General features: G+C 68.1%; 29 protein-coding genes. 24 read left to right on the plus strand and 5 right to left on the minus strand.

Going from position 1 to position 24904, the window contains the following annotated elements; all coding sequences use genetic code 11:
* Positions 1–24: 24 nt before the first annotated feature.
* Genes pbN1_RS16090 through istB form a run of 3 tightly spaced genes read left to right on the plus strand, consistent with a single transcriptional unit; the run spans position 25 to position 3092 of the window.
* The gene (locus pbN1_RS16090; protein WP_169204272.1) at positions 25–1017 is read left to right on the plus strand and encodes a ParB/RepB/Spo0J family partition protein; all 993 of its coding nucleotides are present in this window, start codon (positions 25–27) and stop codon (positions 1015–1017) included.
* Positions 923–2311, plus strand: coding sequence for a Mu transposase domain-containing protein (locus pbN1_RS16095; protein ID WP_169204271.1), 1389 nt, complete (start codon positions 923–925; stop codon positions 2309–2311). The genes pbN1_RS16090 and pbN1_RS16095 overlap by 95 nt, the downstream gene beginning before the upstream one ends.
* Positions 2298–3092, plus strand: a complete 795-nt coding sequence (istB, locus tag pbN1_RS16100) for an IS21-like element helper ATPase IstB (protein WP_169204270.1) — start codon at positions 2298–2300, stop codon at positions 3090–3092. The genes pbN1_RS16095 and istB overlap by 14 nt, the downstream gene beginning before the upstream one ends.
* A gap of 703 nt (positions 3093–3795) precedes the next feature.
* Here istB and pbN1_RS16105 read toward each other — a convergent pair.
* Entirely contained in the window at positions 3796–3915 is a 120-nt protein-coding gene (locus pbN1_RS16105; protein WP_425305742.1) for a YnfA family protein, read from the minus strand.
* A 19-nt stretch (positions 3916–3934) separates the two neighbouring features.
* On the minus strand, positions 3935–4066 hold the full coding sequence (locus pbN1_RS20975) for a hypothetical protein (RefSeq protein WP_280516157.1): 132 nt from the start codon (positions 4064–4066) through the stop codon (positions 3935–3937).
* 191 nt (positions 4067–4257) lie between these two features.
* Here pbN1_RS20975 and pbN1_RS16110 point away from each other — a divergent pair, with 191 nt between their 5' ends.
* Complete coding sequence (locus pbN1_RS16110) at positions 4258–5406, plus strand: Fic family protein (RefSeq protein WP_169203414.1); 1149 nt, start codon at positions 4258–4260, stop codon at positions 5404–5406.
* 344 nt (positions 5407–5750) lie between these two features.
* On the opposite strand, the gene pbN1_RS16115 is transcribed toward pbN1_RS16110, so the two are convergent.
* Positions 5751–6881 (minus strand): Fic family protein, encoded by a 1131-nt coding sequence (locus pbN1_RS16115; RefSeq protein WP_169203415.1) that lies wholly within the window; start codon positions 6879–6881, stop codon positions 5751–5753.
* A 336-nt stretch (positions 6882–7217) separates the two neighbouring features.
* On the opposite strand from pbN1_RS16115, the gene pbN1_RS16120 reads away from it, so the two are divergent.
* The 13 genes from pbN1_RS16120 (at position 7218) to pbN1_RS16180 (ending at position 16821) form a co-directional block, all read left to right on the plus strand.
* Positions 7218–7652, plus strand: a complete 435-nt coding sequence (locus pbN1_RS16120; protein ID WP_280516158.1) for an ArsR/SmtB family transcription factor — start codon at positions 7218–7220, stop codon at positions 7650–7652.
* Positions 7649–8140: an arsenate reductase ArsC gene (locus tag pbN1_RS16125; RefSeq protein ID WP_169203417.1), complete on the plus strand. Its 492-nt coding sequence runs from the start codon at positions 7649–7651 to the stop codon at positions 8138–8140. The genes pbN1_RS16120 and pbN1_RS16125 overlap by 4 nt, the downstream gene beginning before the upstream one ends.
* 14 nt (positions 8141–8154) lie before the next feature.
* Entirely contained in the window at positions 8155–8508 is a 354-nt protein-coding gene (gene arsD / locus pbN1_RS16130) for an arsenite efflux transporter metallochaperone ArsD (RefSeq protein ID WP_169203418.1), read from the plus strand.
* A 130-nt stretch (positions 8509–8638) separates the two neighbouring features.
* On the plus strand, positions 8639–10408 hold the full coding sequence (gene arsA / locus pbN1_RS16135; RefSeq protein ID WP_169203442.1) for an arsenical pump-driving ATPase: 1770 nt from the start codon (positions 8639–8641) through the stop codon (positions 10406–10408).
* A gap of 44 nt (positions 10409–10452) precedes the next feature.
* Positions 10453–11565: an ACR3 family arsenite efflux transporter gene (arsB, locus tag pbN1_RS16140; RefSeq protein ID WP_169203419.1), complete on the plus strand. Its 1113-nt coding sequence runs from the start codon at positions 10453–10455 to the stop codon at positions 11563–11565.
* Positions 11566–11583: 18 nt separating this feature from the next.
* Positions 11584–12123, plus strand: a complete 540-nt coding sequence (sigZ, locus tag pbN1_RS16145; RefSeq protein WP_169203420.1) for an RNA polymerase sigma factor SigZ — start codon at positions 11584–11586, stop codon at positions 12121–12123.
* Positions 12124–12319: 196 nt separating this feature from the next.
* Positions 12320–13498, plus strand: coding sequence for a thiolase family protein (locus pbN1_RS16150; RefSeq protein WP_169203421.1), 1179 nt, complete (start codon positions 12320–12322; stop codon positions 13496–13498).
* A gap of 28 nt (positions 13499–13526) precedes the next feature.
* Complete coding sequence (locus pbN1_RS16155) at positions 13527–13832, plus strand: hypothetical protein (protein ID WP_169203422.1); 306 nt, start codon at positions 13527–13529, stop codon at positions 13830–13832.
* Complete coding sequence (locus pbN1_RS16160) at positions 13829–15103, plus strand: ferric reductase-like transmembrane domain-containing protein (protein ID WP_169203423.1); 1275 nt, start codon at positions 13829–13831, stop codon at positions 15101–15103. Before pbN1_RS16155 ends, pbN1_RS16160 begins: the two co-directional genes overlap by 4 nt.
* On the plus strand, positions 15100–15468 hold the full coding sequence (locus pbN1_RS16165; protein WP_169203424.1) for a cytochrome b5 domain-containing protein: 369 nt from the start codon (positions 15100–15102) through the stop codon (positions 15466–15468). The genes pbN1_RS16160 and pbN1_RS16165 overlap by 4 nt, the downstream gene beginning before the upstream one ends.
* 57 nt (positions 15469–15525) lie before the next feature.
* Positions 15526–15945, plus strand: a complete 420-nt coding sequence (locus pbN1_RS16170; protein ID WP_169203425.1) for an OsmC family protein — start codon at positions 15526–15528, stop codon at positions 15943–15945.
* A gap of 168 nt (positions 15946–16113) precedes the next feature.
* Entirely contained in the window at positions 16114–16509 is a 396-nt protein-coding gene (locus pbN1_RS16175; protein WP_169203426.1) for a hypothetical protein, read from the plus strand.
* 111 nt (positions 16510–16620) lie between these two features.
* Positions 16621–16821: a hypothetical protein gene (locus pbN1_RS16180; RefSeq protein ID WP_210147541.1), complete on the plus strand. Its 201-nt coding sequence runs from the start codon at positions 16621–16623 to the stop codon at positions 16819–16821.
* A 151-nt stretch (positions 16822–16972) separates the two neighbouring features.
* Here pbN1_RS16180 and pbN1_RS16185 read toward each other — a convergent pair whose 3' ends face one another.
* Both pbN1_RS16185 and pbN1_RS16190 read right to left on the minus strand, forming a co-directional pair.
* Positions 16973–18019: an ATP-binding protein gene (locus pbN1_RS16185; protein WP_169203427.1), complete on the minus strand. Its 1047-nt coding sequence runs from the start codon at positions 18017–18019 to the stop codon at positions 16973–16975.
* Complete coding sequence (locus pbN1_RS16190) at positions 18016–18741, minus strand: response regulator (protein ID WP_169203428.1); 726 nt, start codon at positions 18739–18741, stop codon at positions 18016–18018. Before pbN1_RS16190 ends, pbN1_RS16185 begins: the two co-directional genes overlap by 4 nt.
* A 166-nt stretch (positions 18742–18907) precedes the next feature.
* Between pbN1_RS16190 and pbN1_RS16195 the strand changes: the two genes are divergently transcribed.
* The 7 genes from pbN1_RS16195 to pbN1_RS16225 all read left to right on the plus strand — a co-directional run bounded on the left by pbN1_RS16195 (position 18908) and on the right by pbN1_RS16225 (position 24766).
* Positions 18908–19426, plus strand: a complete 519-nt coding sequence (locus pbN1_RS16195) for a hypothetical protein (protein ID WP_210147542.1) — start codon at positions 18908–18910, stop codon at positions 19424–19426.
* Positions 19427–19437: 11 nt separating this feature from the next.
* On the plus strand, positions 19438–20190 hold the full coding sequence (locus pbN1_RS16200) for a DUF4395 domain-containing protein (RefSeq protein WP_169203429.1): 753 nt from the start codon (positions 19438–19440) through the stop codon (positions 20188–20190).
* Positions 20191–20420: 230 nt separating this feature from the next.
* Positions 20421–20750: a hypothetical protein gene (locus pbN1_RS16205; protein WP_169203430.1), complete on the plus strand. Its 330-nt coding sequence runs from the start codon at positions 20421–20423 to the stop codon at positions 20748–20750.
* A 50-nt stretch (positions 20751–20800) separates the two neighbouring features.
* Complete coding sequence (locus pbN1_RS16210) at positions 20801–21505, plus strand: ABC transporter ATP-binding protein (protein WP_169203431.1); 705 nt, start codon at positions 20801–20803, stop codon at positions 21503–21505.
* Positions 21498–22751 carry an ABC transporter permease gene (locus pbN1_RS16215; RefSeq protein WP_169203432.1) on the plus strand — a complete coding sequence of 418 codons (1254 nt, stop codon included), beginning with the start codon at positions 21498–21500 and terminating at the stop codon, positions 22749–22751. The genes pbN1_RS16210 and pbN1_RS16215 overlap by 8 nt, the downstream gene beginning before the upstream one ends.
* Before the next feature lie 18 nt (positions 22752–22769).
* The gene (locus pbN1_RS16220; protein ID WP_169203433.1) at positions 22770–23495 is read left to right on the plus strand and encodes an outer membrane lipoprotein-sorting protein; all 726 of its coding nucleotides are present in this window, start codon (positions 22770–22772) and stop codon (positions 23493–23495) included.
* Complete coding sequence (locus tag pbN1_RS16225) at positions 23492–24766, plus strand: hypothetical protein (protein WP_169203434.1); 1275 nt, start codon at positions 23492–23494, stop codon at positions 24764–24766. Before pbN1_RS16220 ends, pbN1_RS16225 begins: the two co-directional genes overlap by 4 nt.
* Positions 24767–24904 lie beyond the last annotated feature (138 nt).

The following is a 24904-nucleotide window of genomic DNA, read 5'->3' on the forward strand; positions in this document are numbered from 1 at the left end:
AGCGCGGCTGGGTAGGGTTCGGTCATGGACACCCCGGCCCCCCAGATGCCTGAAGTCGATCTGCACCGCCTCGATCTGCGCTTCGCCGACGCGCGGCTGCTCGAGCCGCGCGCGATCGAGGCCCTCGCCCGCTCGATCGAGCAAAGCGGCCAACTCATTGCGTGCATCGCCGTCCCCGACGCCGACAGCCAGCGCCTGATCCTGGTCGACGGCTACCGGCGTGTGCTCGCCCTGCGTCGGCTCGGACGGGACACCGCGCGGGTGGAAGCCTGGGCGTGCGATCTCGCGCAGGCCCTGTTGACGATTCTCGCGCAAGCCGGCCGCCGACCTTTCGCGGCGCTGGAAGAGGCTCTGCTGCTGCAGGAACTCGTGCGCGGCCAGGGGCTCTCGGAGCGCGAGGTGGCGCGCCGCTGCGGCCGCGACGTGAGCTGGGTCAGCCGGCGTCTGGAGCTCGTCTGCGGCGTGCCCGAAGCCGTGCTCGCGGCCGTGCGCCAGGGCACGGTTTCGACCTGGGCGGCGACACGGGTTCTGGCCCCGTTGGCGCGCGCCAACACCGCGCAGGCGACGCAGCTGCTCGCTGCGCTGGCGGCGACGCCGCTGTCCACCCGAGAGCTGCAGGTCTGGTTCCGGCATTACCTGACGAGCCCGAGTGCCGCCCGCGAGCGCATGGTGGCCCAGCCGCGCCTGTTCATTCAGAGCCTGCGCGCGCAGGAAGAAGAGCTCGCCGATACGCGCCTTCGCGCCGGGCCGCACGGCCAGTGCGCGGCCGATGTCCGGCAACTCTTGGCGCTGATCAGGCGGCTGCGTAGCCGGCTGCCGAGCCTGTCCCGCGAAGTGCTTCCCGAATCCCTTCTCGGCGCGCTCGCTCACCTGCGCGCCGCCCTCGATGCGCTGCACTCCGAGCTTGCGAGGAGCCTTGACCATGACGCCGAGCCAGATTCGCGATGCCGTCCGAACCCTGCAAGCCCAAGGCAAGAGCCTGCGCGAGATCAGCCGTGTGCTCGAGCTATCGCGTAATACCGTGCGCCGGATCGTGCGCCCCGACGATCCGGCGCGATCGGAAGACGCATGCCCGGGTGTGCCGCGGGCCTATTTGAAGTCGGCCTTCGAGCGCGCCCAGGGCAACGTCGTGCGCGTGGCCGAACTGCTCGCCGCCGAGTACGAGCTCACCGTCTCGTACAGCACGCTGACCCGCTGGGTTCGCGAGGCCGGACTGCGCGCACCGCCCCCGCGTGCCGGGCAATACTTCTTCGCGCCGGGCGAGGAAATGCAGCACGATACCTCGCCGCATCGCGTCACCCTGGGCGACAAGACCGTGACCGCGCAGTGTGCCGGTCTCGTGCTCGCCTACTCGCGCCGGCTGTTCATCCGGTATAGCCCGCGTTTCACGCGCTTCGAAGCCAAGGAGTTTCTGCTCGAGGCGGTGCGCTTCATGGATGGCGCTTGTCCGCAGTGCATCATCGACAACACCAGCGTGATGCTCGCCGCCGGCGCCGGAGCGGATGCTGTCATCGCGCCCGAGATGGCGGCCTTCGCCCGCACGCTGGGGTTCGAATTCCGTGCGCACCGGGTCAATCATCCCGATCGCAAGGGGCGGATCGAGCGCAACTTCTTCTTCGTCGAAACCAATTTCCTGCCCGGACGCCGCTTCACCGACTTCGACGACCTGAACCGCCAGGCGCTCGCCTGGTGCCAGGAGGTGGCCAATGCCCGACCGAAGCGGTCTCTGGGGATGTCGCCGGAAACCGCCTATGTGCTCGAGAAGCCGTATTTGCGGGCGCTGCCCGCGGTGCTGCCGCCGGTCTATGAGGTCTTCGAGCGGGTAGTGGACCTGAACGGCTATGTCTCGCTCGAGGTCAATCGCTACTCCGTGCCGGAGCGTCTGGTCGGGCAGGCGGTGACGGTCTACAAATATCCGGCCCGCGTCGACATTCATCATCGCCATCGCGTGGTGGCGACCCATCTGCGGCTGATCGGCCAGCGCGATGCGCGCAGTACCGACGCCGCGCACCATCCCACCCCCGTCAGGGCCAGCCGCACGCCGGCCCTCGAAGCGCAACTGCGCGACGACAGCCCCGAGCTCGAGGCCTATGTGCGGGCCCTCAAGCAACGCGGTCAGGGCCGTGGGGCCCGGGCCTTGCGACGCCTGCTCGAGCTCCAGCGCACCTATCCCGGGGAAGCCTTTCTGGCGGCCGTGCGCCAGGCGGCGCACTACGGGCTGTACGATCTGGGGCGGCTTGAGAAACTCATCCTGCGCGAGGTCGCCGGCAACTTCTTTGCGTTGAACGACGCGCTCGATGACGACGCGTGAGCAGATCCACGCCCAGCTCGCCCAGCTGCGGCTGCGCGGCATGGCCGCCGCCCTCGATGCCGAATTCGAGCGCGCCGAGCGCGAAGGCGCGCCGCCGGCCGAAGTCGTCGGGCGCTTGCTGGCGGCCGAAGCGGCCGAGCGGCGCGAGAAGAGCCTCGCGTACCGACTGACGCAAGCGAAGCTGCCCTGGCGCTGGACGCTCGATTCCTTTCCCTTCGACCGCCAGCCCGGGGTCGATCGGGGCCAGATCCGCGCCCTGGCCGGACTCGACTTCCTGCGCCGCAACGAGAACATCCTGCTGATCGGCCCGCCGGGGACCGGCAAGACCGGCATCGCGCTGGCGCTTCTGCGCGAGGCGTGCCTCAATGGCCACGCCGCGCGCTTCTACAAGGCCCAGGTCCTGCTCGACGAGCTCTATGCCTCGCTCGCCGATCGCTCGACACCGAAGCTCCTCGCGCAACTCGCCCGCTTCCAGCCACTGCTGATCGATGAACTGGGCTATCTCACCCTCAAGCCCGAGCAGTCCAATGCCTTCTTCCGGCTGATGGATCAGCGCTACGGGCGCGTCTCGACGCTGATCACCACGAACTTGGAACCGAGCGCCTGGTACGAGTTGTTCGCCAACAAGGCCCTTGTCGACGCCTTGCTCGACCGGCTCCAGCACCGCTGCATCACCATTCGCATCGACGGACCCTCCCTGCGAACCCCAGTGCCGCACTCGCCGCCGACGAACAAGGGCGCGTCGAAATCGGCGCCCCTCCCGTGCGCACCCGCGGCATAACCCGCCCCATCATTCCCTGCGCAAACCCTGGGGCGCTGCCCCAGACCCCGCACTCGCCGTGAGGCAGACGCCGGGGATGGAAAAATCCCATCCCCGGCGCTGCCACGAGCGTATCTCCCCTCCAAGGCGTCAAGGGCTTTCGCGGCATAAACGCGGCGATAAACCCGCCGCATTTATTCCACGGTCCCTTGACCCCTTTCCGGGTTGTTCACTGCGCACTGGCCGGGTCCGTTCTGATAAGCAGAAATGGGTCAGTTTCCGTGAGCGTCGAGGTCGAGTGGCGGCTCCGCCCAGCGAGCCGACCGAAAGAGGGCGCGCGGACGACCGTCATCTGTGGGTCGACTGCCGTCCGCCGCCGGTGACAACTCAATGGCCCCTTGCAAACTGGAGTGGCCAGCCAGGCCCTCAAGCGCTGAAATTCCACCACCAATTCAAAAAGGCCAGACGTTGCTCTGGCCTTTTTCACGCCTGCCGGTGCGCCAACGTTGGTGCGCCTTCGGCAGGTAGTGCGAAGAGCGCTGCCGGACGGTTTGCCCGGTTTTCCGCCGTTTTCGCCCTCTCTGTTCTCTATTTCTGCGAAGAGCGCTCTTCGCATGAGGGGCAGCAACGGCGCGGGTTTCGTACGTCGAGTTTGAATCGGGAACCGCTCGGGCGGCGGCGACAACCACGCTGTGATATCGATCCGCACGTCGCCGAACTCCGTTCAGACGCTCCTTGGCTGCAGCGCGATGATCGCCATGCCGACCAGCGCCACGCCCGCCCCGATCGCGTCCCAGCGTGTCGGCGTGACGCCATCCACCACCCAAAGCCAGCCCAGCGCCACAGGCGAGGCCGCTTCGCTGTCACTGTTCCGGCCGGCACGTCGGGATGCCGTCCCGCAGCAGGTCCAGTAGCGTCCCCGGAGGGGCAGCATTCACGAAGTCGGGTGCGAGGATCGTGAGGCGCAGATAGTCGCTGACGAAGGTGTTGTGCAACCCCTCTCGCTCCGCAAACTCCCCTTCATCCGCGACTACGCCGGTATCGAGCAAGTGTGCCAAGGGGTGAGGGCGGCGCTTGCATTGCGTCGGGTGCGGCGTTGAGGCGGAACGAAAGTGTTCTTGCATGACAACCCTTCTTGTTAAAGAGTGCTTTAATATGCCTGCCGGCAATTCAAGAGTTCTTTAGAATGAAGCGCGTCACCGGAACCTACGTCACTTCCACCACGCTGGGCGAGGCGGTTAAGGCCTTCAAGCCGAGTCCGCTGCCGCCCAGCGATCCTGCGCTGGCGCCGGAGTCGTTCGTCGATGCCAACCGAGCTGCAGAACTGGCGCTGGCCCGCCTGTCCGGGGTGTCTGCGCTGGTGCCGTCGGTGGACTGGCTGCTCTACAGCGCCATCCGCAGGGAGGCATTGCTCACCTCGCAGATCGAAGGCACCCAGGCCACGCTGACCGACCTCTTTGACGAAGAGGCGGGCTTTGCCGTCAGTAACATGGAAGACGTCGAGGAAGTCACCAACTATCTGCGCGCCTTCCGGCTGGTTCAGAACAATCTGCGCGATCCCAATGGCCTGCCCATCAGCGTTCGTCTGCTGTGCGAGGCCCACCGGCTGCTGCTCGACGGCGCGCGTGGTTCCGGCAAGCAGCCGGGCGAGTTGCGTCGTTCACAGAACTGGATCGGCGGCACCCGGCCAGGCAATGCGGTATTCGTGCCGCCGCCGGCCGAGCGCGTCGCCGATCTGCTGGGGGAACTGGAGCGATTCATACACGAGGCTTCGCCTACGCTCCCGCCGCTGGTGAAGATCGCCCTGATCCACGCCCAGTTCGAAACCATCCACCCCTTCCTGGACGGCAACGGCCGCATCGGTCGCCTGCTGATTGCCGCACTGCTCGAACATCGGGGTCTGCTGCCCGAGCCCTTGATGTACCTCAGCGGCTACCTGAAGCAACACCAGACCGAGTATTACCGCCGCTTGTCCGACATCCGCACCGAAGGGGATTGGGAGGGCTGGGTGGCTTTCTTCCTCGAAGGCGTGGCTACCGCGGCGACCGACGCCGAGCGCAGCATCGTCGCCATTGCCAGCCTGGTGGCAGCGGACCGTCGCCACTTGCTCGAATCGCCCAAGGCGGGGCCTGCGACCTACCGCCTGTTCGAGATGCTGCCGATGATGCCGCGCTTCACCATCGAGCGGGTGCGGCAGAAGCTGAGCACGAGCTTTCCGACCGCCAGCGCCGCCGTGAAGGTGCTGGCGGATCTGGGCATCGTGACCGAAATGACGGGGCAGAAGAAAAACCGCAGTTATAGCTATCAAGCGTACGTCGAGTTGCTGACCCGGTGAGCCCGGTGCCCGAGCCCACGCGTATGCACCGGCGGAAACTCAGCCGAAGAACTGCGTCTGCTGCGCCTGCCAGCAAGCCGGGATGCCATTTCTCAGCAGATCCATGAGCGTCAGCGTTCCCTCTGAAGGGCTGCATCGACCACGTCAGGCGCCAGGATGGCTGCAGCCGTTGGATAGGTATGCCTCTCTTCGGGTCTTGCTGAATCGCCTCTTGATGATGCCGATCCCAAGCGGGGCAAGCTGTCCTCGCGGAAATGCGCTGTCAAGCAGTGGTAATTGATGCTCAAAATCTTCGACGGTGTACTCAATCGGCAAGCCGGCGACATCAAGCCGTATCGTGCCAATCAATCATCTACCAACGGTTCGTTCAACTCGTAGCTGGTGCTGCGCCCCCCCGCCGAGGACTTGCGCAGCGCCCCGTGCGCGAGCAACTCGCTGATGTCGCGCAGCGCCGTGTCCGGCGAGCATTTGGCCATCGTCGCCCACTTGCTGGTCGTGAGCTTGCCTTCGAAGCCGTCGAGTAGCCGGTTGAGCAGCTTCACCTGTCGCGCGTTCATCGGCGTTCCAGCGAAGCGCTGCCAGAAACGCGCCTTTGCCAGCACGGCGTCGAGGGTGTGCTGCGCCTGATCGACGGCGCGATGCAACACGTCGAGGAACCACGCGAGCCATGCCGTGACGTCGAGCGTCCCTTTTTGCGTGCGCTCCAGGATGTCGTAGTAGGCTTTGCGTTCGCGCTGGATTTGCGCCGACAGGCTATAGAAGCGCTGCGGGCTGCCATCCGCGCGCGCCAGCAGCAGGTCGCCGACGGCCCGTGCGATACGGCCGTTGCCGTCATCGAAGGGATGCAAGGTCACCAACCACAGATGGGCAAGGCCAGCCTTGATGACCGGCGGCTCGCCCGACTCCGCGTTGAGCCAGTCGAGAAAACGACTCATCTCGGCCTCGATGCGTTCAACCGGCGGCGCTTCGAAATGCACCCGCTGGCGGCCGACCGGGCCGGATACCACCTGCATCGGGCCCGCGGCGTCGTCACGCCAGCCTCCGACCTGGATTTTGGTGAGACCGGAGTAGCCGGTGGGGAAGAGGGCCGCGTGCCAGCCGAACAGGCGCTCGCGCGAGACCGGCGTATTGCAGTTGGCGGTGGCGTCGAGCACCATCTCGACCACACCTTCGACATGCCGATCCACCGGCGCCAGAGCACCGATATCCACGCCCAAGCGGCGCGCGATGGACGAACGCACGGACTCGACGTTGAGCTGTTCGCCCTCGATTTCGCAGGTCTTGACCACGTCCTCGGTCAGTGCCGACAGGCTGGCCTGGTCGCGCAAGGCCATGCCGACGTCGGCGAGGCGCCCAAGCAAGAGGCCTTGGGCACGGCTGACCTCGGCCAGCGGGCCGGCAAGCGCTGCCAGATCATAGCGCCAGTTCGGCCACTCGGGAGCCTGCCAGATGTAGATGTAATCTCCGCTAGTCATGCGGAGATTGTGCTGTGCATTCTCCGCAGGCGCAAGAAATTCACCGCGCTTTGTGCGGAGATTACCCGGATGATTCTCCGCATTTGCGACCACCGCCGAAGACGTCGTCGTGGGGTCGCCTTCCCCACCACCAACACTTGAGGCCAGCCTTCGCGCTTAAGTGCCAAACAGAAAGCAGCGCTACACGAGTTGCCCTGAACAACGGTTCAGCATGCAATGTGGCGGCTTGGAGGATCGCGCTTGACCTGTTGGTGATGAGTCAATACAATTGTTCTAAGATTGTTGAATAGATGAAGTGTCATGCCTCATACCGTACATTCTTCGGTAGCATCGAAATTGGACGATGGCATCGAATCGGCAGATGTTGCTGGTTTCACCACGGTTCAAAGCGCCAGCAAGAGTCAAGCGCTTCAGGTCTTTGAGGCCCTTTCCTCGAGTGTCCGTTTGGATGTATTCCGGCTCCTTGTGCAGGCCGGCTCCAACGGGCGCGTAGCAGGTGAAATTTCAACCGCGCTTTCCGTGCCGCCCACCAATCTCTCCTTCCACCTCAAGGCCCTGGTGCAGTCGGGGCTGCTCTCGGTAGAGCAGGAGGGGCGTTACCAGCGCTACCGCGCGAACATCGCGCTGATGCTCGAGACCATCGCGTTCCTCACCGCCAACTGTTGCGGTGACAGCCCAGAGGAGTGCGACGAGCTGCGGCGCAGTCTGCCCGCGCTCGAACCGTTTCTTCCACCGCTCGTCTGCTCGCCCGAAGGAGGTTGCAACAAGTGAACGTCCTTTTCCTGTGCACCGGGAACTCGTGCCGGTCCATCCTCGCCGAGGCCACTTTCAACGCGCTCGCGCCGGCCGGCATGCGCGCCATGAGCGCCGGCAGCCAGCCCGCCGGCTACGTGCATCCGCGCTCGCTCGCGCTGCTCGCCCGTGAGGGCATTCCGACCGAGGGCTACTACAGCAAGTCGTGGAACGAGCTGCCGGAGACCCCCGACGTCGTCATCACCGTCTGTGCGAGCGCCGCGGGCGAGACCTGCCCGGTCTATCTCGCGCCGGTGCCGCGCGCCCACTGGGGCGTGGACGACCCGGCCAAGGCCATCGGCACGGACGCGGAGACCGACGTCGCCTTCGAGACGGCCTATCGCATCCTGCGCGCGCGCATCGAGGCCTTCCTGGCCTTGCCGGCGGATCTCTCCGAGCGCGATCCCGAAGCTTTCCGCGCGGAGCTCGCGCGAATCGGCACGCTGATGCCGGAAACCATCAAGTGAAAAGGAACGAAGCGATGAAGACGATCCAGATTTTCGATCCCGCCCTGTGCTGCCCGACCGGCGTATGCGGCACCGAGGTGGACCAGGCACTGGTCACCGCCGCGGCCGATCTCGACTGGGCGAAGGGGCAGGGCGCGCGCATCGAGCGCTACAGCCTCGCCCAGCAGCCGCTCGCCTTCGCCAAGAACGCGGTGGTGAAGGGCTTCCTCGAGCGCTCCGGCCAGGAGGCGCTGCCGCTGGTGCTGGTCGACGGCGAGGTCGCGCTCGCCGGACGCTATCCGAACCGCGCCGAGCTCGCGCGCTGGGCGGGGCTCGCCGTCGTGCCGGCAGTCGAGAACTCGTGCTGCAGCGGTGGTCGCTGCTGCTGACAGCGCGCTGCTGTTCTCTGTAGGAGCGGCGGAAGCCGCGAACTGGCGATTCGACGGGCTCGCCGTCGTTTGCGGCTGCCGCCGCTCCTACAAGTCGCGCCCGACCCTCTCCCGATTGGTGAATCACGGCATGAAATTCCTCGATACCCCCCCGCGCTTCCTCTTCTTCACCGGCAAGGGCGGCGTCGGCAAGACTTCGCTCGCCTGCGCCACCGCGGTGCGGTTCGCGCAAGCCGGCCGCACGGTGCTGCTGGTGAGCACCGATCCGGCCTCCAATGTGGCGCAGGTCTTCGGCCAGGCGATCGGCAACGCCCTCACCGCCATCGCCGAGGTGCCGAATCTGACGGCGCTGGAGATCGACCCCGAGGCCGCCGCCCAGGCCTATCGCGACCGCATCGTCGGCCCGGTCCGCGGCGTGCTGCCGGACGACGTGGTGCGCGGCATCGAGGAGCAGCTCTCCGGCGCGTGCACCACAGAGATCGCCGCCTTCGACGAATTCACCGGGCTCTTGACCGACGGCGAGCTCATGCGCGCCTTCGACCACATCGTGTTCGACACCGCGCCGACCGGCCACACCATTCGGCTCCTTCAGCTGCCGAGCGCGTGGACCGGCTTTCTCGATAACAGCGACACCGGCGCCTCCTGCCTCGGGCCGCTCGCCGGCTTGGACAAGCAGCGCGAGCAGTATCGCGCCGCGGTGGCGGCACTGGCCGACGCCGAGCGCACCCGCCTGGTGCTGGTCGCACGCGCCCAGGCCTCGACGCTGCGCGAGGTCGCGCGCACCCATGACGAGCTCGCCGCGCTGGGTCTCACGCGCCAGCATCTCGTCATCAACGGCGTGCTGCCCGGGGACGAAGCGGGGAACGACGCGCTCGCCGCCGCCATCGTGCGCCGCGAATCGGCGGCGCTAGCGGGCCTGCCCGCCGAGCTCGCCGGGCTGCCAGTGGACCGCGTGCCGCTCATGCCCTTCAACCTGGTGGGCCTGCCGGCGCTGAAGGCACTTCTCGATCCGGGCGCGTCCGGCCCGCAGGACGCTTCGGATGTGGCCGGCGCGCATCCGGCCCTGCCGGGGCTTGCCGCGCTCGTGGACCAGATCGCCGCCGACGGCCACGGGCTCGTCATGCTGATGGGCAAGGGCGGGGTGGGCAAGACTACGCTCGCCGCCGCCGTCGCGGTCGACCTCGCGCGGCGCGGCCTGCCGGTGCACCTCACCACTTCCGACCCCGCCGCGCATCTCGCCGAGACCCTCGAAGGCGGCGGCCTGGCCGCGCTCACCGTGAGCCGCATCGACCCGCATGCCGAGACCGAGCGCTATCGCGCACACGTGCTCGAAACGAAGGGGCGCGACCTCGACGCCCAGGGGCGCGCGCTGCTGGAAGAAGACCTGCGCTCGCCCTGCACCGAGGAGATCGCGGTGTTCCAGGCCTTCTCGCGCATCATCCGCGAGGCCGGGAAGAAGTTCGTGGTGATGGACACTGCCCCCACCGGCCACACTCTGTTGCTGCTCGACGCGACCGGCGCCTACCACCGCGAGATGGCGCGCCACATGCAAAAGAGCGGCATCCACCACTACACCACGCCGATGATGCAGTTGCAGGACCCGGCGCAGACCAAGGTGCTCATCGTCACCCTGGCCGAGACCACCCCGGTGCTGGAAGCGGCGCGCCTGCAGGACGACCTGCGCCGCGCCGGCATCGCGCCGTGGGGCTGGATCATCAATAACAGCGTGGCCGCCGCGCACACGGCCTCGCCGCTCCTCGCCCGGCGCGCGGCGCGCGAGTGGCCGCAGATCGAGGCGGTGCGCGAGCAGCACGCGCGCCGCGTGGCGCTCCTCCCGCTGCAGGCGGAAGAGCCGGTCGGTGTCGCGCGCCTGCAGGCACTCGCCGCCGGGCAGAGCTGAGCCTCATCCGGGGACTCATTCGAACAACATCACGGAGCCGTTTCATGTCCGCCCAATGCGAAATCACCGCCAAGCGCGCGGCCGCCGCGCCGATGAGCTTCTTCGAGCGCTATCTGACCCTGTGGGTCTTCCTCTGCATCGTCGCCGGCATCGGGCTCGGCCAGCTCATGCCCGGCTTCTTTCAGGCCGTCGGGCGCATGGAAGTGGCGCAGGTGAACCTGCCGGTGGGCCTGCTCATCTGGATCATGATCATCCCGATGCTGATGAAGGTCGACTTCGGCGCGCTGCACGAGATCCGCGGCCACATGCGCGGCATCGGCGTCACGCTTTTCGTGAACTGGCTGGTGAAGCCGTTCTCGATGGCGCTGCTCGCCTGGATCTTCATCCGTGAGCTGTTCGCCCCCTGGCTGCCCGCGGACCAGATCGACAGCTACATCGCCGGCCTCATCCTGCTCGCCGCCGCACCGTGCACCGCGATGGTGTTCGTGTGGAGCCGGCTCACCAACGGCGACCCGATCTTCACCCTGTCGCAGGTCGCGCTCAACGACACCATCATGGTGTTCGCCTTCGCCCCGGTCGTCGGCCTCTTGCTCGGCATTTCCGCCATCACCGTGCCCTGGGACACGCTCATCACCTCGGTGGTGCTCTATATCGTGATCCCGGTGGCGATCGCGCAGGTGTGGCGCACGCAGCTCCTGAAGCGCGGCCAGGCCGCTTTCGACGCCATTATGGAGAAGATCGGCCCGTGGTCGATTACTGCGCTGCTGGTGACCCTGGTGCTGCTCTTTGCCTTCCAGGGCGAGGCCATCCTCGCCCAGCCGCTCATCATCGCCCTGCTCGCGGTGCCCATCCTCATCCAGGTGTTCTTCAACTCCTCGCTCGCCTATCTGCTCAACCGCGCGGTGGGGGAGAAGCACAGCGTCGCCGGCCCGTCGGCGCTGATCGGGGCGTCGAACTTCTTCGAGCTCGCGGTGGCGGCGGCGATCAGCCTGTTCGGCTTCGACTCCGGGGCGGCGCTCGCCACGGTGGTCGGGGTGTTGATCGAGGTGCCGGTGATGTTGCTGGTGGTGCGCGTGGTCAATGCGAGCAAGGGCTGGTACGAGGCCGGCGGTGCCGGGCGCGATCTGGCGGCCGCCCGTTCGGGCAAGGCCGACTGACGGCGGGCGAGCGCAATCATGCGCTGCGTTGCAACGGCCTGGCGCGCGCACGAAGCTGAGCTGCGCCGCTTCCTGCGTAGCCGTCACGGCGACGCCGCCGGCGCGGACGACCTCCTGCAGGAGGTTTTCGTGCGCGCGCTCGGCCAGGGCGAGGGGTTCTGCGCGGTGGCCAATCCGCGCGCCTGGCTCTTCCAGGTCGCGCGCAACCTCCTGGTCGATCGCCTGCGCCTCGCCAAATCCCAAGTGCCCCTGCCCGACGATCTGGCGGACCTGCCGGACCTTGTCCCTGCCGTCGACGGGCTGAGCGCCTGCATCCCCCGGGCTCTCGCCGAGCTCTCCGCCGAGGACCGCGAGGCCATCTCCCTGTGCGACCTCGAGGGCCTCACCCAGCAGGCCTACGCCGAGCGCCTCGGGCTCACCCTGCCGGCGGCCAAGTCGCGCGTCCAGCGCGCCCGGACGCGGCTGCGGGCGCGCCTGGTGGAAGCCTGCCAGGTGCGCTTCGACGATGCCGGCCAGGTATGCTGCTTCACGCCACGACCGCCCGTGCAGGGCAGGTGAGGCGGCGCGCAGCGGCATGCCGGCGTCGTCGCCGCAGCGCAGCACTTGCGCTGACCAAGGTCAACGAACGCACCCGATCGATGGACTAAAGTAACTGCAGTCCCCGGCTGCCGGCGCGCGCATCGAGCGCCGGCATGACGCCGTATCGTACCTGGCAGCCGAGCCGAGCCGAGCGACCCTCACCAGGAGCCCCATCATGAAACAGGTCGTCCTCTGCCATCCCGTGCGCACCGCTATCGGGACCTACAACGGTGCATTGAAGGGGGTGCCCGCAGCCGAGCTCGGCGCCGCGGTCCTGCGCGAGGTCGTCAGGCGCGCGGGGCTCGCCCCCGAGCGCATCGACGCCGTAGTCATGGGCAACGTCATCCAGGCCGGCAACAAGATGAACCCGGCGCGCCAGGCGGCGATCCACGCCGGGCTGCCGGTGTCGGTGCCGGCGATGACGGTCAACCGCGTGTGCGGCTCCGGCGCGCAGGGCATCGCCAGCGCCGCGGTGGAGATCATGGCCGGCCTCATCGACTGCGCCGTTGGCGGCGGCATGGAGAACATGGACCGCGCACCCTACCTCGTGACGGAAGGGCGCTGGGGCTACCGCATGGGCGACGCGGCGATGTTCGACAGCATGCTCATGGACGGCCTCAACGACGCCTTTTCGGGGAAGCACTCCGGCTGGCATACCGAGGATCTCGTCAAGGCACGCGAGATCTCGCGCGAGGACCAGGACCGCTGGGCGCTACGCTCGCAGCAGCGCTTCTCCGGCGCCCAGGCCGAGGGCCGCTTCGAGGCCGAGATCGTCGGCGTGGAGGTGAAGGGCCGCAAGGGCGTGGAAGTGTTCGCCCGCGACGAGCACAACCGGCCCGAGACCACCACCGAGTCGCTGGCGCGGCTCAAGCCCGCCTTCCGCCCGGACGGCACCGTCACCGCCGGCAATGCGCCGGGCTTGAATACCGGCGCCGCGGCCATGATCGTGGCCGAGCGCGAGTGGGCCGAGAAGAACGGCCTCGAGCCGATGGCGCGCCTCGCGGCCTACGGCGTCGGCGCGGTCGAGCCCGGCATGTTCGGCCTCGGCCCGGTCCCGGCGGTGCGCCAGGCGCTCGCGCGCGCGGGCTGGCAGGTGGGCGACGTCGATCGGGTCGAGATCAACGAAGCCTTCGCCGCCATTGCGCTCGCCTGCCTGCGCGAGCTGGGTTTCGCCGAGGACATCGTCAACGTGGAGGGCGGCGCGATCGCCCACGGCCACCCGATCGGCGCCTCCGGCGCGGTGCTCGCCACGCGCCTGCTGCACTCGATGCGCCGCGACGGCCTGAAGCGCGGTATCGTCACCCTGTGCATCGGCGGCGGCCAGGGCATCGCGCTGGCGCTGGAGATGTTGTAGGGGAAGCCGTCTCCCTGGAGCAGGGCGGATGAAGACGCGACTTGCCCGCATCCTGCTGTGCGCGGCGCTGATCGGCGCGGCGGCAGCCGCCTCGGCCGGCGGGCCGTGGCGCGCCGCCGAGCAGAACACCGTCGGCTGGCAGTTCATGAGCCCTGAGGAGCGGGTCGAGCACCAGCGCCGCATGCGCAGCTTCACCTCCTACGAGGCGTGCGTGGCCTATCAGGCCGAGCATCACGCGCGCATGGCCGAGCGGGCGCAGCAGGCCGGGGTGACCCTGGCGCCGAAGGCAGAGTCGGGCTGCGAGCGGTTTCGCGCACGCGGGGTGCTGAAATGAGCGGGCCGTACGTGACACCTTGGCGCGATCCACCCGTCGCTGCGGCGCTGGTGGTCGGCTTGCCGCTCGCGCTGGTGTGGTGGGCGGTTCCCGAGGGCCTTCCGTGGTGGCGCAGCATCGCCATCGTCAGCGCCTGGGGCGGCATGGGGCTGCTCCTCGCGAGCCTCGTTCTGATGGTGCGCGAGCCGCGCGTCGCCCGTTTCCTGGGCGGGCTGGAGACGGCCTACCGCTGGCATCACCGCAGTGGGGTGGCGGCCTACCTGCTGCTCCTCGTGCATCCGCTCGCGCTCGCCGCCGACGCCTGGGCGGAATCGCCGGCGCGAGCCTGGCAGGCGCTCGCCCCCTGGGCGCAGTCCTGGCCGGTGTGGCTCGGCTGGGCCGCGCTGGTCCTGCTGATGATCGGCCTCGCCGCCACCTTCGCACTGAATCTGTCCTACCGCCGCTGGCGCGGCCTGCATCTCGTTCTCGCGGCCGGCGTGCCGATCGGACTCGCCCACGTCGTCGTGCTGCTCGGCAGCACCGGTTCGGGCCTCGCACTCGTCGCGCTCGCCCTGCTGGCGCTGGGCGCGCGGTTCGTCGTCAGCGACCTGGGTGTGGCGGCGCGTCCCTACCGCGTGACCGCCGTCGCGCGGCGCGCCGCGGGCGTGATCGAAGCCTCCCTCGCGCCCTGCGCCGCTGCGCTCGCCGTCGCGCCCGGCCAGTTCGTGCTGGCCGCCTTCGGCGAAGGACCGCACTACCGCGGTTGCGGCGAGTATCACCCGTTCACGGTGAGCGGCGTCGATCGCGACGCGCAGCTGCGTGTCGCGGTCAAGGCGCTCGGACCCTGCTCGCAGCGCCTGCAAGACCTCGAATCCGGCGTGCTGGTGCGCCTGCAGGGACCCTTCGGGCGCTTCCTGGGCGCGCGCCGTGCGGAGCCTGCGCTCTGGATCGCCGGCGGAATCGGCATCACGCCGTTCATGGCGGCACTGCGGGCGGGGCCGCTGGACGCGGACACCACGCTGATCTACCTCCATCGGGAGGCGGCCGGCGCCCCCTTCGCCGACGAGCTCGCCGCCCTGGCCGCCGGCGACCCGCGCTTCGAGCTGATCTCCTGCGCGACGGGGGACCGCGCACCCGATTTCGACGCGCTCCTGGCGCAGGCCGATCGCCTCGCCGAGCGCATGATCCACGTCTGCGGGCCGCCCGCGATGGTTGATGCCCTCGCGCCGCGCCTGCGCGCTCGCGGCGTCGCCCCCGGCGCCGTCCACTTCGAGCGTTTCGATTTCCGATGATGCGCAGACTCTACATCGCCTCCACCGTCGCGTTCTGGCTTGCCGTCTTCGGGTTCTGGGCGGCGGACCCGCGGCTGGCCGCCGAGGCGCAGCCGCCCGCTCCGGCGGGGGCGGAGCGATCCTGGTCGCTTGCCGACGTGGCGCGGCACGCCACTCCCGAGGACTGCTGGATGGTGATCGACGGCGTCGTCTACGACTTCACCGCCTACCTGCCGCAGCATCCGTCGGCCCCGGCTGTGATCGTCGCCTGGTGCGGCAGGGAGGCCACCGAAGCCTACCGCACCAAGACCCGCGGCCGGCCCCATTCGGCCTATGCCGACCAGCTCCTGCCCGAGTACCGCGTCGGCCGCCTGGAGGCGCCATGAGACGCCGCGTCTGCGGCAATGCGGTCTCGGTGCTCCGTCATACAGTGAGGAATCATGATGAACGCCAGTCCCGGCAGGATGGAATTTCACGTCGTCGCGCGCCGCGTCGACGCCCACGGCAGCCGTGCCGAGTGCAAGGAGGCCTCGATCACGCTCGACACCGACATGCAGGGACGCGCCGACGCCTTCAATCCCGCCGAACTGCTTCTGGCCGCGCTCTCGGCCTGCATGCTGAAGAGCATCGAGCGGGTCACGCCCATCCTCGGCTTCAAGCTGAGGGGTGTGGAGGTGCAGGTGCACGCGGTGCGCCAGGACGTGCCGCCGAAGCTCGAGTCGATCGACTACGTCCTCGTGGTCGACACCGACGAAGACGACCGGCGCCTCACGCTGCTTCACGAGAACGTCCGGAAATACGGCACCGTGTTCAACACCGTGGCGCCCGGTACGGTGCTCACTGGCAGCATCCGGCGGGCTTGACCGCAGCCGGATCGGGCGGTGCGCCATGGGCAATCGCTCCGTGGAGTTCGCTCTTTCGGGGGATGTTATCGGCATCGTTGCCGACTAATATTGATTTAAGGGGCGACGAAGCCGAGGTCGTCTTGAGCGTTACCGAGTTTTCGTTTGAACCGGCAAGAGGAGATCAACATGGACACCATCAAGCAAATCGTCGCCGGCTTTCGCGCCCAGCTTCCCTCCGATAGCAAGACGGCGGCCGCCATCGACCGCGGTGCACCGGCCGAGGAGATCTCGGCTTGTGCCGTGGCCGAGGGGCTGCATGCCTTCGCGGGCGCGCTGTTCGAGGCCTGCGAGGTGGAGGCGACCGACGGCCTGCCCGACTCGGACACGCGGCCCCTGGACACCATCCGCGCCCGGCTCGCGGACTTCCGCCGTGATCTGCCCACCGACAGCGCGACCGCGCGCGCGATCGACACCGGGGCGAGCCTGGAGGAGATCTCCGAGGCCGCGGCGCAGGAGGGGCTCGATTCGCTGACCGCGCTGCTGGTGGAGTGCGAGCAGGAACAACTCGGCGGCGGGCGCTGAGCGACTGCGCAGGACGAGGCGGGGTGAGGCGGGGTGAGGCGGGGTGAGGCCCCGCCTTTTTTCCGCCGAAGTGAATCGGCGTTTTCGCATCTCCCTGTTCTGGAGCCGCTCGTGATCCTGCGTCACGTGCTTGCCATCCTGCTGTTGTGCCTGCTCGTCCTTTCCGCCCTGGCGGGCGAGTTGCTCGTGACCGAGCCCCTGGGCGACGGCGCCTTCGCCCTCATCGGCGAAACGGGTGCGCGCACCTACGAGAACCACGGGCTCAATGCCAATTTCGGGGCGTTATCGATACGCCCGAAGGCGCCATCCTGATCGACAGCGGCGCGTCGCCGGGTGGCTGACGCGGCCGGCGCCCGGCGACGCGCCGCAGTTTGCCCGCCTCGCCACCTATGAGGCCCTGCACCGGGGCAACGTCAGTCGCGTCTACCTGCGGCTCGAAGCGGCGCAGTAGCGCGCAGGCGGTTCAGCCCTGCGCGGGACGCGTCCGCGGCAGCACCAGGCTCGCGCGCAAGCCGCCTCGTGCGCGGTTCTCGAGGATCAACTGGCCGCCGTGGCAGGCGGCCGCGTCGCGCGCGATGGCCAGGCCGAGCCCCACCCCGCCGGTGTCGAGCCGGCGCGCCGCGTCGGTGCGCACGAACGGCTCGGTCACGCGCTCGAGCAACGCCGCGGGAATGCCGGGGCCGTCGTCCTCGATCACCACCCGTAGCGCCTCGGGCGCGTCTTCGATGCGCACCGTCACGTGTTGTCCGTGGGCCACCGCGTTGTCGAGGAGGTTGGCGATCGCCCGCTTGAGGATCGACAGCTTGCCCTCGTAGGGTGCGGGGCTGCCCGGCGCACTTTCGCTCAGCGTCGCGCGCCCCATGGCGCGCTCGTCCTCGATGACGCTCGCGAGCAGCGCCACCATGTTGATGCGCTGGGCCGGCTCCGCGTCCTCCAGGCCGCGCAGGTAGGCGAGCAGACCGCCCACCATCGCCTGCATCGCGTCGATGTCGGCGTTGAGCTTGTCGCGCACCGCCGAATCGTCGATCAGCTCGGCGCGCAGGCGCATCCGCATCAGGGGCGTGCGCAGGTCATGGGACACCGCGGCGAGGGCCCGCCCGCGCTCGACGACCAGGCGTCGCAGGCGCTGCTGCATGAAGTTGAACGCTTGTGCGGCGCGGCGTACCTCGATTGGGCCGCTCTCGTCGAGCGGGGCTGCGTCGAGGTCGTGTGCAAATGCCGTTGCTGCATCGGTCATCTGCTGCAGCGGCTTGGTCGCCCAACGTATCGCCACCAAGGACACGACGATCACGGTGGTCAGCGTGAGCGACACGTGCCAGATGAAGCGCAGCGGCAGCGCCTCGAACGCCGGCATGCCGGGGGGCACGTGACCGGCCGCCATCAGGCCAGCCCGCTCGTTCAGGTGCAGGACGAGGCTGGCCGCCTGCGCGGCGAGCAGGCCCAGCACCAGGATCAGCATCATGCGGCCGGACAGCGTCTTCGGCCGGAACCACGACAGGAACCGCCTCATGACGTCAATCCTTCCACCGCAGCAGCGAGCACGTAGCCTTCGCCGCGCACCGTCTTTATCAGACGCGGCTCCCTGCCGTCATCCTGCAGACGCTGGCGCAGGCGGCTGATCTGGACGTCGATCGCCCGATCGTAGGCTTCGGCCTCGCGGCCGTGGATGAGCTCGACCAGCTGGTCGCGGTGCAACACCCGGTTCGGATGGTCGAGCAGGATGCGCAGCAGGCGGTACTCGGCGCCCGATAGCGGCGTCGCCACGCCGTCGGGGCCTTTCAGCACGCGCGTGGCAGTGTCGAGCGTCCAGCCGGCGAAGGCGAGGCAGCGCCGGGGGTCGGGCTTCAGGTTGGGCGGCAGCGAGCGCGTGCGGCGGAGGATGCCCTTGATGCGCGCCACCAGCTCGCGCGGGCTGAACGGCTTGACCAGGTAGTCGTCGGCACCCATCTCGATGCCGAGGATGCGGTCGGTCTCGTCACCCAGTGCGGTGAGCATCAGCACCGGCAGCTCCGAGCGGGTGCGCAGGTCGCGGCACAGCGCCAGGCCGTCGCCATCCGGCAGCATCAGGTCGAGCACCACCAGGTCGATGGCGTGCCGCTCCAGCATCACCCCCATTTCGCGTGCGCTTGCCGCCGGCACGGCGTCGAAACCGTGGCGTGCCAGGTAGTCCACCAGCAGTTGGCGGATCTCGGGGTCGTCGTCGACGATGAGGATGTGGTCCTTGCTATCCATGGCGGCAAGCGTGCCCGCAGGTCCGCGGTGTGTTCGGGAAGTTTTGTATCGCACTGTTGCACGAGGCCAAATTGCAAGCTGGCGATGCAAATCCTACCCGCATTGCAATGCTGCGCGATGGCGAAGCGGGTTCAATGGGGGCATCGAATCCGAATGGAGCGCCACGATGAATCTCAAGCCGCCCGCAATGCTCACGATCGTGATCGCCGCCCTGTCGTGGTCCATCCACGGCGCCCTCGCACAGCACGTACCCGTCCCCGCATCGGCCGCGAATGCCTCGCCGGTGTCTTCGAACGATCATACCGGTCATGCGGCGGACAACGATCCGCGCCAACTCGTCGGCTTTCCCGATGCGATGCGGCAGCACACGCTGACGAGCATGCGCGACCACCTGCGCGCCCTCGCCGAGATCCAGCAGGCCCTGTCGGCCCGGGCCTATGACAAGGCCGCGGAAGTTGCGGAGCAGCGGCTCGGCATGAGCTCGCTGCAGGCGCACGGCGCCCATGAGTCGTCCAAGTACATGCCGCAGGGCATGCAGGACATCGGCTCGTCCATGCATCGTAGCCAGTTTGCGATCGAAGCCCAGAACGCCGCAGTCACGGGAGAAGTCGAGTCCGCCCTGGCCGCGCTTGCCCGCACCACCGAAGCCTGCGTGGCCTGCCACGCAGGCTATCGGCTGCAGTGAGGGAGCCCGCCATGTCCCCGATCTTCGCCTTCGGTGAGCGCCTCGAAGGCTACGAGGTGCTGGTCCTCAACGAACGTGCCGTGCGCGCGGCCGCAGGCATCCTGTTCCTCTTCGCCATCGTGTCCTTCATGAATGCCTGGCTGGTGGGCAACTTCCAGCCCACGCGGGTGCTCGTCGTCGCCTTCCTGGCCGACTTCACGATCCGTATCTTCGTCAACCCGCGCTTCGCCCCCAGCCTGATCGTGGGCCAGTGGGTCGTGCGCCGGCAGCAACCCGAGTACGTCGGGGCGCCACAGAAGCGCTTCGCCTGGGCGATCGGCTTCGTGCTCGCGCTGACGATGCTGTATCTGGTGGTGATCAGGCACGTCGTCGGACCGGTCAACCTGATCGTCTGTGCCGCCTGCATGCTGCTGCTGTTTTTCGAGGCGGCATTCGGCATCTGTATCGGCTGCAAGGTGTACAACTGGTTCGCCAAGGACAAGGCCCGGCTTTGTCCGGGCGGTGCGTGCGAGATCGCGCCTCCCGCCGGATCCGGCAGCGGACTGGCAAGCGGCGCCATCGTGGCTGCATTTGCGGGCTTGGTGACGGTGGTCGCGATATGGGTGAGCGGCAACGGCCCTTATGCCCGTGCCGCCTCGCCCGTTGCTGCGGACGCCCGGCCGGCCTCGCTCGACCCGGCGGAAGCGGGGCGCTGCGAAGTTCCGGCGTTCGCCAAGGCCATGGGCCATGAAGCGATGTGGAAGCTGCACAACAACTGCCAATGACAAACGTGGGCTCCCGACAAGGTGCGGTCCGCCGCGTCCCGCGGTTGACATCGGTCAACGGTACCGCTGCCTTCGTGGCCTACGCTGAAACTCCCCATCCAGAACGGCCGTCCCGATGACGCCCTCTTGGAATCCTGTCCCTGCCGAGACGCGCGCCCTGCGCGCCGAAGGTCTGACGCGGCACTTCGGCGAGCGGGTCACCGTAGACGGCGTCGATTTCGCGGTGGGGCATGCCGAGATATTCGGCTTCCGATGTGGCCAGCGCGCGGATGAATGCGCGCATCTATTACCTGAAGGGACCGGTGCTCACCTTCGGCATCGTCTTTCCGCTGCTCTTCTACCGGGCCTTCGCCGCCGGGCACGACGCGCCGGTGTCGGTGATGGTGCCGGGCATCGCGGCGATGGCGCTGTTCTTCACCGCGTCGGCGGTCGGCCCGCTGATCACCGCGCACATCGACGCCGTGTGGCCGCTGCTGGCGGGTTGGCTGCTGGGCGCCACGGCTTTTTCCTCGCTGGGCGTGCTGATGGCCGCCCCTGCGACCGACACCCCTCACAAGTGATGATGCTGTCGAACCATCGCCGGACGCCGGCCTGAATACCAGGAGAAACCATGAGTCTCGTCATCGCCAAGGATCTGACCAAGATCTACCGCGCCGGCGACGTCGAGGTGCCTGCCATCAGGGGCGCCGATTTCGTCATCGAGCCGGCCTCCTTCGTCGCCTTCGTCGGCCCCTCGGGCAGCGGCAAGAGCACGCTGCTCAACATGATCGGCTGCCTCGATCATCCGACCGCCGGCACGCTCACCGTGCTCGACACCGACATCGCCACGCTCGGCCGCCGCGCCGCGGCCGAATTCCGCGGCAAGTACATCGGCTTCATTTTCCAGGACTTCAACCTGGTGCCGGTGCTCACCGCCTACGAGAACATCGAGTACCCGCTGATCATGGTGCAAAAGTGGCCTGAGGCCAGGCGCCGCGAGCAGGTCAGGCGGCTCCTCGACGCGGTGGGCATGAGCGCCCAGGCGGACAAGCGTCCCGACCAGCTCTCCGGCGGTCAGAAGCAGCGCGTCGCGGTGGCGCGCGCGCTGGTGAGCAACGCCCGCCTGGTGCTCGCCGACGAGCCCACGGCCAATCTCGACCACGACACCGCCTACCGCATCATCGAGTTGATGAAGAAGATGCGCGACGAGTTCGGCACCACCTTCGTCTTCTCCACCCACGACCCGAAGATCATGGCCGAGGCCGAGGTGACCTTCACCCTCGAGGACGGCATCGTTCTCTCGCGACGCAATCACGAGGAGGCGGCGCATGCTTGACGTGCTCAGGATCGCCGGCCGCAACCTGTCCCGCTACCGCCGCCGCACGCTGCTCACCCTGCTCCTGATTGTCATCGGCATGGTCGCGGTGCTGCTCTTCATCGCCGTGACGGGCTCGTTCAAGACCATGATGATCGGCCAATTCACCGACTCGGTGCTCGGCCACCTGGAGGTGCACCGCAAGGGCTACGTCGCCTCCATCGACACCCTGCCGCTCAACCTCAACCTCAACCTCAGGCCGGCCGCTGTGGCCAAGGTGGACGCGGCGCTGGGGCAGCTCGACGTGGTCGAGAGCTGGTCGCCGCGGGTCAAGTTCGGCGCCATGTTCAGCAACTTCACCGAGACCACCAGCATCCGGGTGAACGGCGTCGATCCCGCGCGCGAGGCGGCCACCGTGCCGCTGCTGCCCCGGCGCATGATCGAAGGGCCAGAGGATGGCGTGCTGGTCGGCAAGGGCGAGATCGTGATCCCGGTGCTGCTCGCCCTTGGCATGAAGGTGGGGGTCGGCGACACCGTGGTGCTGGTCGCCACCAACCGCGACGGCTCGGTCAACGGCAAGACCTTCGTCATCCGCAGCATCACCGAAGGCATCTCCGGCCCGGGCGGGCGCGACGGCTACATCCACATCGACGACGCGCGCGAGCTGCTGCGCATGAAGGAGGCTGAGGTCAGCGAGATCGCGATCCGGCTGAAGGATCCGGCGCAGCTCGACCGCGTGACGGCCACGCTGAGAGAGGCGCTGGAAGGCGTAACCAGCGCGGAGGGCAAGCCGGTGCTGGAGGTGCATACCTGGGCGGATCTGTCGCCATTCGCGAGCCTGGCGCGGATGATCGACGTGATGACGGTGTTCATCAAGATCGTGCTGGTCTCCATCGTGCTGGTAAGCGTGATGAACGTGATGGTGATGGCGGTCTACGAGCGTATCCGCGAGATCGGCACCATCGCCGCCATCGGCACGCCACCTGCACGCATCCTCTCGCTCTTCCTCGGCGAAGGGCTGCTGCTGGGCGCGATCGGCACGGCGCTGGGCACCTTGGTGAGCCTCGCGCTGATCTACGCCCTCAACGTGTGGCAGATCCACTTCAGCTTCGGCCAGCAGCAGGATCTCGTCATGGCCCCCGCCATCGCCGCCGGGCAGGTCGCCACCGTCGCGGCGATGGTCGTCGGCGTGGCGCTGCTCGCCAGCCTGCAGCCGGCGTGGAAGGCGTCGCGCCTCGATCCGATCAACGCCCTGCGCCACGTCTGACCGCCGTCGGAGCCCGCCATGAAGATCCTGACCGTCCTCCTGGGCCTGCTCGTCGCGGCGCCCGCCTTCGCCGTCGACGGCACTGCGCTGCTGCAGAAGGTGGACCGCAACCTCGAGCCCGAGTCCTACGAGATGTACCGCAAGCTCATCAACATCGAGCCCGACGGCAGCCGCAAGGAATTCGTGCTGTATTCGGTGAAGAAGGGACGCGACCAGCTCGTCGCCCTGTTCCTCGACCCGCCGAGCGAACGCGACCGCGCCACCCTGCGCCTGGGCGAGAACATGTGGCTGTACATCCCCAGCGTCGGCAAGCCGATCCGCATCACCAGCCTGCAGTCGGTGATCGGCGGCGTGTTCAACAACGCCGACATCCTGCGCCTGGACTACTCCACCGAATACGCGGTGGAAGAGGTCAGCGAGACGGCGGACAGCTATCTGCTCTCACTCAAGGCCAAGACCGATGACGTGGCCTACGACCGGCTGAAGATGACCGTCGACAAGCAGACCGAGCTGCCCACCGTGATCGGGTGCTACGCGGCCAGCGGCCTGCTGATCAAGACGCTGACCTACAAGGACATCAAGGACTTCGGTGACGGCATCACGCGGCCGGCGACGCTGGAGACGGACAGCCCGCTGTACAAGGGTTACAAGTCGGTCATGCTCTACGGCCAGATCCGTGCCCGCGCGGTGCCCGACGAGGTGTTCACGCTCGAGTACCTGCCGCGGGTCAAGGAGTTGCGGTGAAGCGGAAAGCGGTACTCCTCGCGGCGCTGCTCGCCCTCTCGCCGGCCTGGGCCGAGGAGGCGGACTGGGGCTTCGACGTCTCCGCCTACGAGAAGAAGCCCTTCGAGTGGACCGGCTTCGTCGAGCTGCGCCCCGAGCACCAGTGGCTCGATCGCGACACGGCAGGATACCGCCTGCAGTACCCGGGCGAGTCGCGCACCAGCGCCGAGCGCATGAGCGCCGCCGCCGAGCTGTCGGGCGTGCTGCGCCATCGCAGCCTCAGCTTCAACTTCACCGGCCATGCGAGCTGGATCGACGAGCCGCGCGGATCCGACCACGACCGCCGCATGTACGAGGCCTATGGCGGGTGGCAGATCGACGACCGCAGCAACCTCGAACTCGGCAAGCGCGCCCTGCGCTGGGGCAAGGGCTACGCGTGGAGCCCGGTGGCCTTTCTCGAACGGCCGAAGGATCCGACCGATCCGGAACTGGCGCGCGAGGGTTTCGTCATGGCGACCGGCGCCTTCGTGCGCAGCTTCGACGGTCCCCTGCAGACGGTGGCGCTGACGGCCGCCGTGGTGCCCACCACGTCCGGCCTCAATCCCGAGTTCGGCCCCGAGGGCCACGCCAATCCGGCCGTGAAGCTCTACGGCCTGATCCTCGACACCGACGTCGACCTGATCTGGGCCGGCCAGGGCAGCCGCGGGCCGCGCGTCGGCATCGACTTCTCGCGCAACCTGGGCAGCAACGTCGAGATCCACGGCGAATGGGCGCGCATCACCGATGCGCGCCGCGCGGTGCTGACCGCCGACAACAGGCTGGCGATGGAGGCGCGCAGCTACACCAGCGCGCTCCTCGGCCTGCGCTACCTCACCGAACGCGACACCACGCTCATTTTCGAGCTCTACCGCAACGGCGGCGGCTATTCGAAGGACGAACTGGCGGCGTTTTACGACCTCGTCGGCGCCTCGGCCGCCAATCCCGTGCTCACGTCATTGACGGCCCACGCCGCAGCGCAGGGCTACAACCGGCCCAATGCGGCGCGGCGCTATGCCTACCTGCGCATCAGCCAGAAGGAGCCGTTCGACCTCCTCGACTTCACGCCAGCGCTCACGCTCATCACCAACACCGACGACCACAGCTGGTCGCTGATTCCCGAGGCCCTGTATACCGGAATCACCAATCTCGAGCTGCGGCTGCGGCTGGCGCTGAATCGGGGCGACCGGAGCACCGAATATGGCGAGAAACTGGTCCGCTCGCGGCTCGAATTGCGCGGGCGCTACTTCTTCTGACGCCGCGGGGATGCCCGCCGAGTCACGCATTCGCGGCCGGGCGGCACCCGCCGTTCACCGCGCGACGCACGAGCTGCATCCTTTTGCACCCTGCTTCGTCTTCTGAGTGAGAGACAACGAAACGCCAGCGAGCGGCCG

The sequence above is a fragment of the Aromatoleum bremense genome (assembly GCF_017894365.1).
GTDB classification, from domain to species: Bacteria; Pseudomonadota; Gammaproteobacteria; order Burkholderiales; family Rhodocyclaceae; genus Aromatoleum; species Aromatoleum bremense.